The sequence below is a fragment of the Neoaquamicrobium sediminum genome, from assembly GCF_013240295.1.
GTDB lineage: Bacteria > Pseudomonadota > Alphaproteobacteria > Rhizobiales > Rhizobiaceae > Aerobium > Aerobium sediminum.
In genome coordinates this window covers 1,972,195-1,984,671 of sequence record NZ_JABETK010000001.1, presented here as the reverse complement: position 1 = coordinate 1,984,671, position 12,477 = coordinate 1,972,195, and the positions used below count along the sequence as shown (strand labels likewise).

13 protein-coding genes and 1 pseudogene are annotated in these 12,477 nt (G+C 64.6%); 6 read left to right on the top strand and 8 right to left on the bottom strand.

Features of this window, described 5'->3' with window-relative positions; translation table 11 throughout:
• Both doeA and doeB read left to right on the top strand, forming a co-directional pair.
• Positions 1–1,181 (top strand): annotated as a pseudogene (gene doeA, locus HK436_RS09660) (ectoine hydrolase DoeA).
• Positions 1,182–1,186: 5 nt separating this feature from the next.
• Positions 1,187–2,194, top strand: coding sequence for a N(2)-acetyl-L-2,4-diaminobutanoate deacetylase DoeB (doeB, locus tag HK436_RS09655; RefSeq protein ID WP_173189190.1), 1,008 nt, complete (start codon positions 1,187–1,189; stop codon positions 2,192–2,194).
• 4 nt (positions 2,195–2,198) lie between these two features.
• On the opposite strand, the gene HK436_RS09650 is transcribed toward doeB, so the two are convergent.
• The 8 genes from HK436_RS09650 to HK436_RS09615 all read right to left on the bottom strand — a co-directional run bounded on the left by HK436_RS09650 (position 2,199) and on the right by HK436_RS09615 (position 8,832).
• Positions 2,199–3,209, bottom strand: a complete 1,011-nt coding sequence (locus tag HK436_RS09650; RefSeq protein ID WP_173189188.1) for an SMP-30/gluconolactonase/LRE family protein — start codon at positions 3,207–3,209, stop codon at positions 2,199–2,201.
• Positions 3,210–3,264: 55 nt separating this feature from the next.
• Positions 3,265–4,203 carry a 3,5-dioxohexanoate:acetyl-CoA acetone transferase gene (gene kce / locus HK436_RS09645; protein ID WP_173189186.1) on the bottom strand — a complete coding sequence of 313 codons (939 nt, stop codon included), beginning with the start codon at positions 4,201–4,203 and terminating at the stop codon, positions 3,265–3,267.
• A gap of 36 nt (positions 4,204–4,239) precedes the next feature.
• Positions 4,240–5,016, bottom strand: coding sequence for a cyclase family protein (locus HK436_RS09640; RefSeq protein ID WP_173189184.1), 777 nt, complete (start codon positions 5,014–5,016; stop codon positions 4,240–4,242).
• A gap of 18 nt (positions 5,017–5,034) precedes the next feature.
• Positions 5,035–6,354, bottom strand: coding sequence for a TRAP transporter large permease (locus HK436_RS09635; RefSeq protein WP_173189182.1), 1,320 nt, complete (start codon positions 6,352–6,354; stop codon positions 5,035–5,037).
• Complete coding sequence (locus HK436_RS09630) at positions 6,351–6,926, bottom strand: TRAP transporter small permease subunit (protein ID WP_173189180.1); 576 nt, start codon at positions 6,924–6,926, stop codon at positions 6,351–6,353. Before HK436_RS09630 ends, HK436_RS09635 begins: the two co-directional genes overlap by 4 nt.
• 111 nt (positions 6,927–7,037) lie before the next feature.
• Complete coding sequence (locus tag HK436_RS09625) at positions 7,038–8,105, bottom strand: C4-dicarboxylate TRAP transporter substrate-binding protein (protein WP_173189178.1); 1,068 nt, start codon at positions 8,103–8,105, stop codon at positions 7,038–7,040.
• A gap of 23 nt (positions 8,106–8,128) precedes the next feature.
• Entirely contained in the window at positions 8,129–8,548 is a 420-nt protein-coding gene (locus HK436_RS09620; RefSeq protein ID WP_173189176.1) for a hypothetical protein, read from the bottom strand.
• Positions 8,431–8,832 carry a TetR/AcrR family transcriptional regulator gene (locus HK436_RS09615; protein ID WP_173189174.1) on the bottom strand — a complete coding sequence of 134 codons (402 nt, stop codon included), beginning with the start codon at positions 8,830–8,832 and terminating at the stop codon, positions 8,431–8,433. Before HK436_RS09615 ends, HK436_RS09620 begins: the two co-directional genes overlap by 118 nt.
• Positions 8,833–9,117: 285 nt before the next feature.
• Between HK436_RS09615 and HK436_RS09610 the strand changes: the two genes are divergently transcribed.
• From HK436_RS09610 to HK436_RS09595, 4 genes are read left to right on the top strand one after another with little or no spacing between them, the layout of a single operon-like run.
• Positions 9,118–9,918 carry an ABC transporter ATP-binding protein gene (locus HK436_RS09610; RefSeq protein WP_173189172.1) on the top strand — a complete coding sequence of 267 codons (801 nt, stop codon included), beginning with the start codon at positions 9,118–9,120 and terminating at the stop codon, positions 9,916–9,918.
• On the top strand, positions 9,915–10,667 hold the full coding sequence (locus tag HK436_RS09605) for an ABC transporter permease (protein ID WP_173189170.1): 753 nt from the start codon (positions 9,915–9,917) through the stop codon (positions 10,665–10,667). The genes HK436_RS09610 and HK436_RS09605 overlap by 4 nt, the downstream gene beginning before the upstream one ends.
• On the top strand, positions 10,658–11,437 hold the full coding sequence (locus HK436_RS09600) for a nucleoside phosphorylase (RefSeq protein WP_206680495.1): 780 nt from the start codon (positions 10,658–10,660) through the stop codon (positions 11,435–11,437). Before HK436_RS09605 ends, HK436_RS09600 begins: the two co-directional genes overlap by 10 nt.
• Positions 11,438–11,471: 34 nt before the next feature.
• Positions 11,472–12,476: an ABC transporter substrate-binding protein gene (locus tag HK436_RS09595; RefSeq protein WP_173189168.1), complete on the top strand. Its 1,005-nt coding sequence runs from the start codon at positions 11,472–11,474 to the stop codon at positions 12,474–12,476.
• The last annotated feature ends 1 nt before the right edge of the window (position 12,477 follow it).

The following is a 12,477-nucleotide window of genomic DNA, read 5'->3' as shown; positions in this document are numbered from 1 at the left end:
ATGAGTTCGCCTAATCTCAAGTTCACGCGTGAGGAATATGCCCAGCGTCTGGCCAAGACGCGCCGCGCGATGGAACGGCGTGGCATCGACGTTCTCATCGTCAGCGACCCGTCGAACATGGCCTGGCTAACCGGCTATGACGGCTGGTCGTTCTACGTGCACCAGGCTGTGATCGTGCCGCCGCAGGGCGAGCCGATCTGGTACGGACGGGCCAGGATGCCAACGGCGCCAAGCGCACGGCCTATCTCGGCCACGAGAACATCATCGGCTATGCCGACCACTACGTGCAGTCCACCGAGCGCCACCCGATGGATTTCCTCACGCAGGTGCTGCGCGACCGTCGTCTCGACGGTCTGGCGATTGGCATCGAGATGGACAATTACTGGTTCTCGGCCGCAGCCTTCGCAGCACTCCAGAAAGGGCTGCCCAACGCACGCTTCGTGGATGTCACAGCGCTCGTCAACTGGCAGCGCGCGGTCAAGAGCCCGACCGAGATCGACTATATGCGCAAGGCGGCGCGCATCGTCGAGGCGATGCATGCCCGCATTCTCGACAAGGCGGAAGTCGGCATGCGCAAATGCGATCTCGTTGCCGAAATCTACGATGCCGGCATTCGTGGTGTCGACGATTTCGGCGGCGATTATCCCGCCATCGTGCCCCTGCTGCCGTCGGGCGCGGACGCTTCGGCACCTCACCTGACCTGGGACGACCGGCCGATGAAGGCCAATGAAGGTACCTTCTTCGAGATTGCCGGGTGCTATCACCGCTATCACTGCCCGCTGTCGCGCACTGTGTTCCTCGGCAAGCCGACCGAAGCCTTCCTTGATGCGGAGAAGGCGACACTCGAAGGCATGGAAGCCGGTCTCGAGGCAGCGCGGCCCGGCAACACATGCGAGGACATCGCAAACGCCTTCTTCGCGGTTCTCAAGAAATACGGCATCGTCAAGGACAACCGCACGGGCTATCCGATCGGGATCAGCTATCCGCCGGACTGGGGCGAGCGCACGATGAGCCTGCGCCCGGGAGACCGGACGGTGCTCGAACCCGGCATGACGTTCCATTTCATGACCGGCCTCTGGCTCGAGGACATGGGCCTCGAGATCACCGAATCCATCCTGATTACCGAAACCGGTGTGGACTGCCTGGCCAATGTGCCGAGGCAGCTTTTCGTCAAGGACTGAGCGCAATGCTCGACCAGAACCTTCGTCCCTCTCCCATCGTGCCGACGATCGACCTCGACGGATCCGGCGCACAGCATGGTTTCCTGCGACTGCCCTTCAGCCGGGACGACTCGGCGTGGGGTTCCGTGATGGTGCCAATCGCGGTGATCAGCAACGGCCGCGGACCCACGGCGTTGCTGACGGGCGGCAACCACGGCGACGAGTATGAGGGACCGCTGGCGCTTTACGATCTGGCTCGCACGCTGGATCCGCAGGACGTGTCGGGCACGGTCATTATCCTGCCCGCGCTCAACTACCCGGCCTTCCAGGCGGGCACCCGTACGTCGCCCATCGACAAGGGCAACATGAACCGTAGCTTCCCCGGCAAGCCCGACGGCACGGTGACCGAAAAGATCGCGGACTACGTGCAGCGCCATTTGCTGCCGCGCGCCGACATCGTTCTCGACTTCCATTCGGGCGGCCGCACGCTCGACTTCGTGCCGTTCTGCGCCGCGCACGTCCTGCCCGACAAGGTGCAGGAAGCGCGCGCCTTTGCGGCCGTGGAGGCCTTCGCTGCGCCGTGGTCTGTGAAGATGCTGGAGATCGACGCGGTCGGCATGTTCGACACCGCGGCCGAGGACATGGGCAAGACCTTCGTCACCACCGAGCTGGGCGGTGGCGGAACCTCCCGCGCGCGCACCGTCAGGATCGCGCGGCGTGGTGTCATGAACGTGCTGCGCCATGCCGGCATCGTCTCCGGCGCGGTCGAGCAGTCCCCGACCGCCTGGCTCGACATGCCGTCAAGCGACTGTTTCTCCTTCGCCGAGGACGACGGCATGATCGAGACGATGATCGATCTGGGCGACAGGGTCGAGCAGGGCATGGTCGTCGCGCGCATTCACGGCGTCGGCCGCACTGGTACGGCGCCGCAGGAAATCCGCGCAAAGATGGACGGGCTGCTCGCCGCGCGCCACTTTCCCGGCCTCGTCAAGGCCGGCGACTGCGCCGCCGTCGTTGCGGTGCCGACCGGCTGATCGCCTACCAGTGCGACATCGGCAGGCCGGCAACGGGTGACCGGAAGAACGGTATCCGGGTTCCACGCAGCGAACCGATATAGACCGTCCTGAGATCCGGTCCGCCGAACGTCACGGAAGCGAACCAGGGTGCCAGCTTGCCGCCGCAGGCCAGCATCAGGTCCGGTGTCACGGCATCGCGCGCGAAGGCGTCATAGAGCACCTTCGACGGTGCGGGGTTGTCGTCGTCGAGTATCACCCGGAAGTCGCCTTCCGGCGTGATCGCGAAGATGCGGTCGGACATCACGTGGGTGCCCCACAGATTGCCATGGCTGTCGAAGGCGATGCCGTCGATGAACCCGCCGGTGTCGTCCGGCCCGAAGGTTTCGCGTGCAGTCACTTCGCAGCGGTCGTCGATGCGCAGCCGCGTGACGCGCCGGCCGGTCGTCTCCACGACGTACAGCCATTCCTCCGCCGCATCGAAACGAATCTCGTTGGTGAAGCGGAAGCCGTCGGCGACGACGCGCAGGCCCTGCTCGTCGAACACGGCGACATAGCCGTCGGCGAGGTTGGGGCTGATCGCCTGCATCCAGTTGACCATGCGGGTCGAGATCGTCAGCCAGACCCGGCCCTTGCTGTCACGCAGGACGAAATTGACCTTGCCGATGGGCTTCCCGTCCAGCGTATCCGCCAGCACCGCGGTCTGGCCCTCGCGGGTCATCCGCTCCAGCCTGTCGGTGCCGAAGTTGGAGACGAGGAAGGAGCCGTCGCGGTCGAAGGCGAGGCCGTTCGGCAGCGTGCCGGTGGTGAAGCGCTCAGCCTCGTCGGCATTGGCAGAAAAGCGCTCGTCGAGCTGCTGGGTGACAAGGTGCTGCGAGCCATCCGGCCGGATGTGAACCACCCCGCCACGCGCATCGGCGCTCCACAGGCTCCCGTCACGTTCGGCCAGAATGCATTCGGGCCGCTGCAGCCCTTCGCCAATGAAGCCGACCGTTGCAGGATCGACCTCGAAGCCGTCTATCGGATTGCCCGCCATCACGCTCCTCCCCGCCGCCCCGCAGCGGGGCGGCTCCATTGCTATTGTGCTGGTGCTAGAACGAAACCCGGTCGCCGCCCTTGAGGGCCAGCGTGGCGCGGGCCTCTTCAGGCGTTGCGATGTCCAAGCCGAGTTCCTCGATAATGAGCCTGATCTTGCGCACCTGCTCGGCGTTCGATTCGGCAAGCTTGCCGCGGCCGATATAGAGCGAATCCTCCAGCCCGACCCGCACGTTGCCGCCCATCAACGCGGCCTGCGTGGCAATCGGCATCTGGTGGCGGCCCGCCGCCAGAACCGACCACTGATAGTCGTCGCCGAACAGCTTGTCGGCCGTTTCTTTCATGAAGATCAGGTTTTCCGGCGCCGCACCGATGCCGCCGAGGATGCCGAAGATCATCTGTACGAAGAAGGGCGGCTTGACGAGACCGCGGTCGACGAAATGAGCGAGATTGTAGAGGTGGCCGACATCGTAGCACTCATGCTCGAAGCGCGTGCCGTGCTTCTCGCCGAGATTCTTGAGGATGTATTCGATGTCGCGGAACGTGTTGCGGAAGATGAAGTCGTCCGTGCCGAGGATATAGGGCTTTTCCCAGTCGAACTTCCAGTCGCGCTCCTTGGCTGCCATCGGGAAGATGCCGAAGTTCATCGATCCCATGTTGAGCGAGCACATCTCCGGTGCAGCCTGCATGGGGGCTGCCAGCCGCTCTTCCAGCGACATGCCGAGCCCGCCGCCCGTGGTGATGTTCACCACCGCGCCGGTCGCCTGCTTGATGCGCGGCAGGAACTGCATGAACACGGCCGGGTCCGGCGTCGGCCGGCCGGTCTCCGGGTCGCGCGCGTGGAGATGCAGGATTGCTGCGCCGGCCTCTGCCGCCTCGATCGACTGGCGGGCGATGTCGTCCGGTGTGTAGGGCAGCGCGTCCGACATGGACGGCGTGTGGATGCCGCCGGTGACGGCGCAGCTTATGATGACTTTCCCGGTGTTCTTGCTCATGTGTCTATGTCCTCGTGAAGGTCGGAAGAAGGGCCGTCAGTCCTCGATGATGGCGACGGCGCGAACGAAGCCCGCCGAAGCGGCGCGGATCTTGAAGGGGAAGCAGGAAATCTGGAAACCGGTGGCTGGAAGCTGCTCCAGGTTGGTCAGCTTCTCGATATGGCAGTAGCCGATCTCCATGCTGGCGCGGTGGCCTTCCCAGATAATCGAGGGGTCCTTGCTTTCGGCGAAGCGGTTGCGCGTATGCGAGAACGGCGCATCCCAGCTCCACCCGTCGGTGCCGGTCACCCGAACGCCCTGCTCGAGCAGATGCAGCGTCGCCTCGCGGCCCATGCCGCAGCCGCGATGCGTGTAGTCGGGCTGGCCATAGGCGGTACCGGCGGATGTGTTGACCACGACTATTTCCAGCGGCTTTAGCGTGTGCTCGATCCTTTCGAGCTCGCGCTTCACATCATCCGCGGTGACGATCTGGCCGTCGGCGAAATGGCGGAAGTCCAGCTTCACGCCCGGCTGGAAGCACCAGTCGAGCGGCACCTCGTCGATGGTGATCGCGCGCTTGCCACCATCCATGGTCGAGTGGTGATGGTAGGGCGCGTCGAGATGAGTGCCGTTATGCGTCGTGATCTGAAGCAGTTCGATCGCCCAGCCCTCTTTGCCGGGCAGGTCTTCCGCCTTCAGGCCGGGAAAGAAGCCGGTGATCTGTCCTGCCGTGTCCTTGTGCGGAAGATAGGTGATCTTCGGTTCGTGGCCGGGCGGGTCGGAGGCGATGCCCGCCTCCAGCGGAACGGACAGGTCGATGATGCGGCGTGCCATGTTTCAGTCCTTGCGGGGTTAGAGAATGCCCGTCGCGATCCAGGGGAAGGCGACCACGGCAAGCAAGACGAGCAGCATGATGAGCGCGAACGGAGCCGCGCCGGCGAAGATGTCATTGAGCCCGATCGACGGATCGTCGAGCGTGCTCTTGATGACGTAGACGGAGAGCCCCATCGGCGGCGTCAGCAATCCGATCTCGACCGCCAGCACAGTGATCAGGCCGAACCAGATCAGGTCGATCCCCATCGAAGTGGCAACCGGCAGGACCAGCGGCAGCGTGATCAGCATGATCGAGGAGGAATCGAGGATCGTGCCGAGCACGATGAGCACCAGCACGAACAGCGCGATAAAGCCGTAGACGCCTATATCGAGCGCGATCACCCATTCCGTCAGGAAGGCGGGCAGGCCGGACAGCGCCAGCATGCGGCTGTACATGGTGGCCGCGATGATCAGGAAGCAGATCGACGCGGTGATGTGGCCGGTCTCGAGCGAGACGTCCCACAGCGTGCGCGGGCCGATGCGCCGCTTGGCGGCTGCGATCACGATCGCCCCCAGCGCGCCGATGGCGCCGGCCTCGGTCGGGGTGAACAGACCGCCATAGATGCCGCCGAGAACCAGCGCCACGAGCAGGAGGATCGGCATCAGCTTGGAAACGGTGTCCGAGGCAACCGACGACTGCTCTTCGGGCATCTCGGCGGTCAGTTCGTTGGGCGTCCCGGTGAAACCCTTACAGAAGCGAACCATCGCCCAGATGCCGGCGCAATATGCCAGCGCAAGCAGGACACCTGGCCCCACACCTGCAAGGAAGAGCGCGCCGACCGACTGCTCGGCGATGATGCCGTAGAGGATCAGCAGCAGGCTCGGCGGGATCAGCATCCCAAGCACCGAGCTGCCGGCAACGATGCCTGTGGCGAAGCGCGCCGTGTAGCCGATGCGTATCATCTCCGGCACGGCGACCTTGGTGAAGACGGCGGCCGACGCGATGGAAATTCCGGTGATGGCGGCAAAGATAGCGTTGGCGCCGACTGTCGCCATGCCGAGACCGCCGCGCACCTTGTGGAACAGGCGGTTGGCGACATCGAACGTATCGCGGCCGATGCCGGCGCGGCTCACCACCAGCCCCATCAGCACGAACAGCGGCACGACGCCGAACAGGTAGCTCGAAATGCTCTCGCGTGCCGCCAGTGACAGGATGCGTGCCGCCTGGTCGGCATTATCGCGCAAAAGCCAGATGCCAACGAAGCTGACGAGGGCGAGCGAGATCGCCACATGCAAACCCGAATAGATCAGGACGAGGATCGCCGCGAGCGAGGCGAGACCGATCTCGACGCCGCTCATGACTCACTCCGTTCTTGGGCCGCAGACTGAAACGCCAGGATGAAGAGTGCCACCGCACGCATCACGAAAACCGCGCACAGCACGGTCGCGCCGGCCAGCACGATGAAATGGACCGGCCAGATCGGCGCGATGAACTGCCCGACGGTGCCGACGGTCTCGTTGCGGCCATAGCTGCGCAGGAACAGCGGGTAGAAGGCGGTGACGAGTACGCCGGTCAACAGCGCACCGGCGGCGTGCATCACGGCGTCGACGAACAGGCCGACACGCGGCGCGCGGCGCGCAAGCTGGTTGATGAGCGCATCGGCCCTCGTCAGCTTTCCGCGCGCCAGCGTATTGGCGAGCTGAAGGAAGACGATGCCAAGGATGGACATCGAGATGATCTCCGGCACACCCATGATCGGCCTGCCGAACATGCCGCGGCCGATGACGTCGCAGGCGATCAGCACCATGATGGCGAGGATGCCCAGCGTACCAACGACGCTCATCGCCACCGTCAGCCGGTCGAGCAGCCTCGCGGCCAGGTCGACCGGACGATAGCCGGTTCGCAGTTCGCCGAGCGTTGCGGGAAGCATGTCTTCACCTGTCGAACGGGTTTGAAATGATCAGCGGAGACCTGCCGGGACAGGCCCGGCAGGCAACAGGCAAGGAGAAGCCTTCGTCGAGAAGGCTTCTCTCAGTGCGACCTAGCGTTGCGACCAGTCGCGCGGCAGCGGTGCGCCGGCTTCCTTGAGCGCGCCTATATAGGCGTCCAGCACTTCCGACGCCGGCAGGTTGTCAGCCTCGGCTGCCTTGGCCCAGGTGTCGGCGATCTGCGGCAGCGCCGCTGCCCAGCGGGCCTTCTCCTCGTCGGACAGCGTGGTCAGCGTGCCGCCGTTTTCCTGCATGCCGGCAAGGGCAGCCTCCACGCGGCTGTTCTGCTCCTGCAGATAGGCTTCGGTGTAGGCTTTCGCGCCTTCGCGCAGCGCCGCCTGCACGGCCTCCGGCTGCTCGTCGAACCATGGCTTGTTGGCCACGACCGAGCCGGCATACTGCGCACCGAAGTCGGTGATGGTGATGTGCGGCGCCACCTCTTGCAGCTTGGCCGGAGCCGCCGCCGTCGGGAACACGATCACGCCGTCGAACACGCCGGTCTGGATGTCGTTGTAGTAGGTGGTGAGGTTGCCGGCCACGCCGACCGCGCCGGTGCCTTCCAGCCAGTTGACCGCCGGCCCGGGCGCGGCGATGCGGCGACCGCTGAGGTCGTCGATCGACTCGACCGGGAAGTTGGTCATCAGCAGGTAGTTGTCGAGCGCGAATCCGCCGCCGAGATATTCGACGTCGTAGCGCTCCCAGCTATCGACCATGCCCGGCACGCTCTCATGCAGCGCATTGACCGTTTCCAGCACCAGGCGCGGATCCGGCGTGCTGAACGGCGTGAAATAGGAGACGTTCTGAAGCGGCAAAGCGGTCGGCTCGAAGACCGTCGGCACGACGCCGACTTCGGCAAGCCCGTCCTCGAGCGCTTCAAGCTCGCCGCCGACGGCCGCCAGCGTGCCGCCATAGGCTTCGCTCCACGCAATCGTGTAGCCGGAGCCTTCCAGCGCCTTGTTGACGGTGGGGATGTAGGTCTCGGTCAGGTGCTTGACCCACAGGAAGACCGGCGGATGACCGTTGACCAGCGTGACGCTGATCTCCTCCTGGGCTTGGGCGGAGACGCCGGTCGAAGCAAGGAAAGTTGCGGCCACGAGGGCGCGACGCAGATGGGTGTTCATGTTTCCTCCTGGTTTGCAGCCCTTCAGGCGGGCGTGCTGCTGTTTCCGGAACGGAGCCTGCCGGCCTCGTCCACGGCATGCGATATCGCCAGCGCGCGAATGGCGGCGATGAAGGTGACGGCGTTGTCGATCACCGCGTCGAGATCGTCGTCGCGGCAAAGCCCGTCGGAAAGCACTGCGGGGCGGTGATTGCGCGCCATCAGCGGCATCGCGATGTTGATGGCGTGCATGTAGGACCACACCGCCATCTCGCGCGAGATGCCCGGCATGACCTTCTGGATCGCATCGATGAATTCGCGGGCGATGCCGTTGTACTGCATGCCGGTCAGGCGGGTGGAGCGCTCGTCATGACCGCTGGCGACGTTGACCACCATGCGCGCATAGTGAAAGCCGCCGCCATTGGACATGCGGCCGACCTCGATGGTCGGACGCAGCAGCGCCACCAGAATCTGCTCCAGTGCTGGCTCCGATCTCCGGAGAAGAGTTCCGCGAGAATTCTCCGTCGACGATCGTTGATCTCGTCCGAGCGGCGCACGAAGACCGCCTCGAAAAGCTGCTCCTTGGTCCGGAAATAGTAGTGGATCAGCGCCAGGTTGACCTTGGCGAGGTCCGCGATGGCCCGCGTGGTGGCCGCGGCGAAGCCGTGATCCGCAAACACCGCTTCCGCGGCGTCGAGGATCGCGTCCGCGGCATCGCGGCGCTCCGCATTGGCAGCGGGCTGCAGCATTTCTCCTCCCAGAGAGACTGGTCAATTGATTAAATCATATGACCAAGCTATCGAATGTCAACGGGGTCGCATGCGCGCGGTGATTGCACGCGGCTGCCAACGATTCGCTTGATTCGATTTGCAGAATCCGCCTCACCGTCGCACCGCGCTTCGCGCGAGGCGTGCAAAAGCCAGCATTTCCGCGGCTTATGCGGCTCTGCATCGCGACAAAAATATGAACGGCCCTGCGCAAACGCATTTGACGCGGCAGTTCAATTTTGCAAGCATCGTCGCATAATTGAGACAATGGGGCATAAAGTCGAAAAATTGAAACCGGCCGAAAAGACCAGCAGCCTTCCGGTTCTCGTCAGCGCGCAGGCTGTGACGAAGATCTACCGTTCGCGCCATGGCGACAGCGTCGAAGCGCTGGCACCAACGACGCTCGACATCCACGAAGGCGAATTTCTCAGCCTCATCGGCCCCTCGGGTTGCGGCAAGTCGACGCTGTTGCGCATCCTCTCCGGCCTTGAGCCGCTGACCGGCGGAACGTTGAAGTGGCGCGACGGACCCCCGACCGCCGGCTCCGATGTCGGCTTCGTCTTCCAGGAACCGGTGCTGCTGCCGTGGCTGTCGATCCTCGACAATGTTCGTTTCCCGCTCGATGTCTTTCGCACGTCGCGCGCCGAGGCCAACGAGCGCGCGCGCGCCATGCTCGCGCTGGTGGGCCTCGGGGCTTTCGAAAAGTCGCTGCCAAAGGAGCTTTCGGGCGGCATGCGACAGCGCGCCGCGATCGCCCGCGCGCTGGTCTACAGCCCGCGCATCGTGCTCATGGACGAGCCCTTCGGCGCACTCGACCTGCTGACGCGCGACCGCATGAACGACGAACTGCTGCGCATCAAGGCCGAGACCGGCTCGACCATCGTCTTTGTGACCCATTCGATTGAGGAAGCGGCCTACCTCTCCGACCGCGTGGCGGTGATGTCGGCGCGCCCCGGCCGCATCAGCGCCATTCACCACCTCGATCTCGGGCCGCAGCGCTCGGAAGCGATCAAGGACGATCCGCGCTTCTACCAGTGGCTTTCGACGCTGCGAAAGGAACTGCGGTGAACGACACGGCGCTGCGACGCATCTTCACGGTCGCGACCCCGCTGCTGCTGATCGCCGCGTGGTGGGGGTACGTCGAGCTGTTCAACGTGCCGCGCTTCGTGCTGCCACCGCCGGATGCGGTGTTCGAGGAGCTGGTGCGATTGTTTGCCGGCGGCACCATCTGGCCGCATCTCGCGCACACGGTCGGCATCATCGTCGCCGGCTTCGCCATCGGCTCGGCGGCCGGCTTCGCGCTCGGTTTCGCGCTTGGCAAATGGCCGCGTGTGGAGCGGATCGTCGGACCCTACCTCTTCTTCTTCCAGACCGCCCCGAAGATCGCGCTCGCACCGCTCTTCATCCTGTGGTTTGGCCTCGGCCTCACCTCCAAGATCGTATTGACGGTATCGCTGGTGTTCTTCCCGGTCATGGTGGGCACCATGCTCGGCCTGCGATCGATGCCGGCGAACCTTCATGCGCTGTGCGCCATCCTGAAACTCTCGCCGCGCGACAAGCTGCTGCGCGTGGAACTGCCCGCGGCCGTGCCGGAAATCTTCGCCGGCCTGAAGGTCGCGGCAGTGCAGGCGACAATCGGCGCGATCCTTGCCGAATGGCTCTCGGGCGGCACCGGCCTCGGCTACCTCATGGTCTTCGCCGGCACCACCTACAAGACGCCGTTGCTGTTCGCGATGGTGCTCGTCACCTCGCTGCTCGGCATCGCCGTCTATCAGGCGCTCGCGCTTACCGAGAAGTGGCTGCTGTCATGGCGATGAAGGAGCGCTCCGCGATCTGGCCGTGGAAGGGCGACGTGCCGCCTCATTTGCCGCGCCCCGACAACATGCCCAAGGCATTCCTGCTGCCTGGCGATCCCGGCCGCGTCGACAAGGCTGCCGAGGTGCTCGAAAACTTCGAGATTGTCGGCCAGAACCGCGAGTTCCGCATGGGCGTCGGCACGCTGGATGGCGTTGCGGTCGGCATCTGCTCGACCGGCATAGGCGGCGCGTCGACCGAGATCGTCATGGTCGAGCTCGCCGCGCTCGGCGTCGAGGTCGCGATCCGCACCGGTGGCATGGGCGCGCTCGCGCCGGACCTTGCGCTGGGTAACTTCCTCGTCGTCGTCGAGGCGATCCGCAACAGCGGCGTTGCTGCCTTTTATGCTGAACCCGGCGAACGGGTGCTGGCCGACATCGGCATCGTGACGCTGCTCGATACTGCAAGGGGCAAACTTGGGCTGCCCGGTCGTCCAGGAACCTGCGCGACCGCCGATGGCTATTATCGGGCACAGGGCCGACCGGATCGCCCCGACGGCGACGGCACGCCCGCGATCCTCGACCAGCTCGCCGCGCTCGGCGCCGACGGTGTCGAGATGGAAGCCGAGATCGTGCTTGCTGCCGGCCATGCGCTCGGCATGCGGACGGGGGCGGTGCTTGCCGTCCACGCCCATCGCCTCAGCGACGGCTGGCTCGAAGACTATGACAAGACGCAGCGCGACCTGCTGCGTCTGGGTGCAATGGCTGCCGCCCGCGCGGTTGCCGGACGATAGAAGCTTGAATGCAAAGGACCAGAGGAGAATTGAAATGAAACTGTTTTCGACAATCAACGCATTCGCAAGGGGCGCGCTCGTCGCCGCCGGGCTTGCGCTCGGCCTCGGCGCCGCGCAGGCCCAGGAGAAGGTGACGATCCAGATCGACGGCGCGGCAGTGCCTTACTACCTGCCGATGTTCGTCGCGGACCACTATGGCTACTTCAAGGAAGCGGGCCTCGAGGTCGAGTTCCTTTATGCAAACGCCGCCGACATCCTCAACAACATCGCGGCCGGCAACGTCCAGTTCGGCTTCCCCAACGGCGACGCGGTGATTTCCGCCCGCGCCAACGGCCTGCCGGTCAAGGTTGTTCATTCGACCTATCAGCGCGGCATCGGCGCCGTGCTCTTCAAGACGTCTAGCGGCATCGAATCGCCCGCCGACCTCGAAGGCAAGAAGGTCGCCGTAACCAGCTACGGCAGCCCGAACTACATCCAGCTTCAGGTGATGATGGCGCAGGCAGGCAAGTCGATCGACGACGTGAACGTCGAGATCGTCGGCACCGGCGCGATCCTCGACGCGCTCAAGTCCGACCAGGTCGACGCCATCGTCTTCTCCATGCTGCGCTACTACGCCCTGCAGGCCGAAGGGGTCGATGTCGGCATGATCGCATCCGACGACTACCTGCCTTCCAAGGGCAACGTGCTCGTCACCTCCGAAAGCTATCTCGCGTCCAACACCGGGCAGGTGAAGGCCTTCATCGCCGCCCTCGACAAGGCGCTTAAGCACATCGTCGAAGGTGACGTCGCCGCCGAGGTCGCGATGGCCATCAAGGAATATTCGCCGACCTTCGCCGGCCAGGAAGAGATCGTCACCGAGATCATCAACGAGGTGTTCGTCAAGACGCTGTGGCAGAGCGACGACACCAGAGCCAACGGCTTCGGCTATGGCAATCTCGAATCCTGGCAGACGACCATCGACACCGCTCTCGAATATGAGGCGATCCCCGAGAAGTTCGACGCTGCCGACCTCGTCGTCGAAAAGCCGTCCGAACTCTGAT

What these genes read in the sequence shown, in the direction of transcription:
- HK436_RS09650 (WP_173189188.1), bottom strand. Translation starts at nt 3,209, where the DNA reads ATGGCGGGCAATCCGATAGACGGCTTCGAGGTCGATCCTGCAACGGTC.
- HK436_RS09635 (WP_173189182.1), bottom strand. Translation starts at nt 6,354, where the DNA reads ATGAGCGGCGTCGAGATCGGTCTCGCCTCGCTCGCGGCGATCCTCGTC.
- HK436_RS09595 (WP_173189168.1), top strand. Translation starts at nt 11,472, where the DNA reads ATGAAACTGTTTTCGACAATCAACGCATTCGCAAGGGGCGCGCTCGTC.
- kce (WP_173189186.1), bottom strand. Translation starts at nt 4,203, where the DNA reads ATGAGCAAGAACACCGGGAAAGTCATCATAAGCTGCGCCGTCACCGGC.
- HK436_RS09615 (WP_173189174.1), bottom strand. Translation starts at nt 8,832, where the DNA reads ATGCTGCAGCCCGCTGCCAATGCGGAGCGCCGCGATGCCGCGGACGCG.
- HK436_RS09625 (WP_173189178.1), bottom strand. Translation starts at nt 8,105, where the DNA reads ATGAACACCCATCTGCGTCGCGCCCTCGTGGCCGCAACTTTCCTTGCT.
- HK436_RS09610 (WP_173189172.1), top strand. Translation starts at nt 9,118, where the DNA reads ATGGGGCATAAAGTCGAAAAATTGAAACCGGCCGAAAAGACCAGCAGC.
- doeB (WP_173189190.1), top strand. Translation starts at nt 1,187, where the DNA reads ATGCTCGACCAGAACCTTCGTCCCTCTCCCATCGTGCCGACGATCGAC.
- HK436_RS09630 (WP_173189180.1), bottom strand. Translation starts at nt 6,926, where the DNA reads ATGCTTCCCGCAACGCTCGGCGAACTGCGAACCGGCTATCGTCCGGTC.
- HK436_RS09640 (WP_173189184.1), bottom strand. Translation starts at nt 5,016, where the DNA reads ATGGCACGCCGCATCATCGACCTGTCCGTTCCGCTGGAGGCGGGCATC.
- HK436_RS09600 (WP_206680495.1), top strand. Translation starts at nt 10,658, where the DNA reads ATGGCGATGAAGGAGCGCTCCGCGATCTGGCCGTGGAAGGGCGACGTG.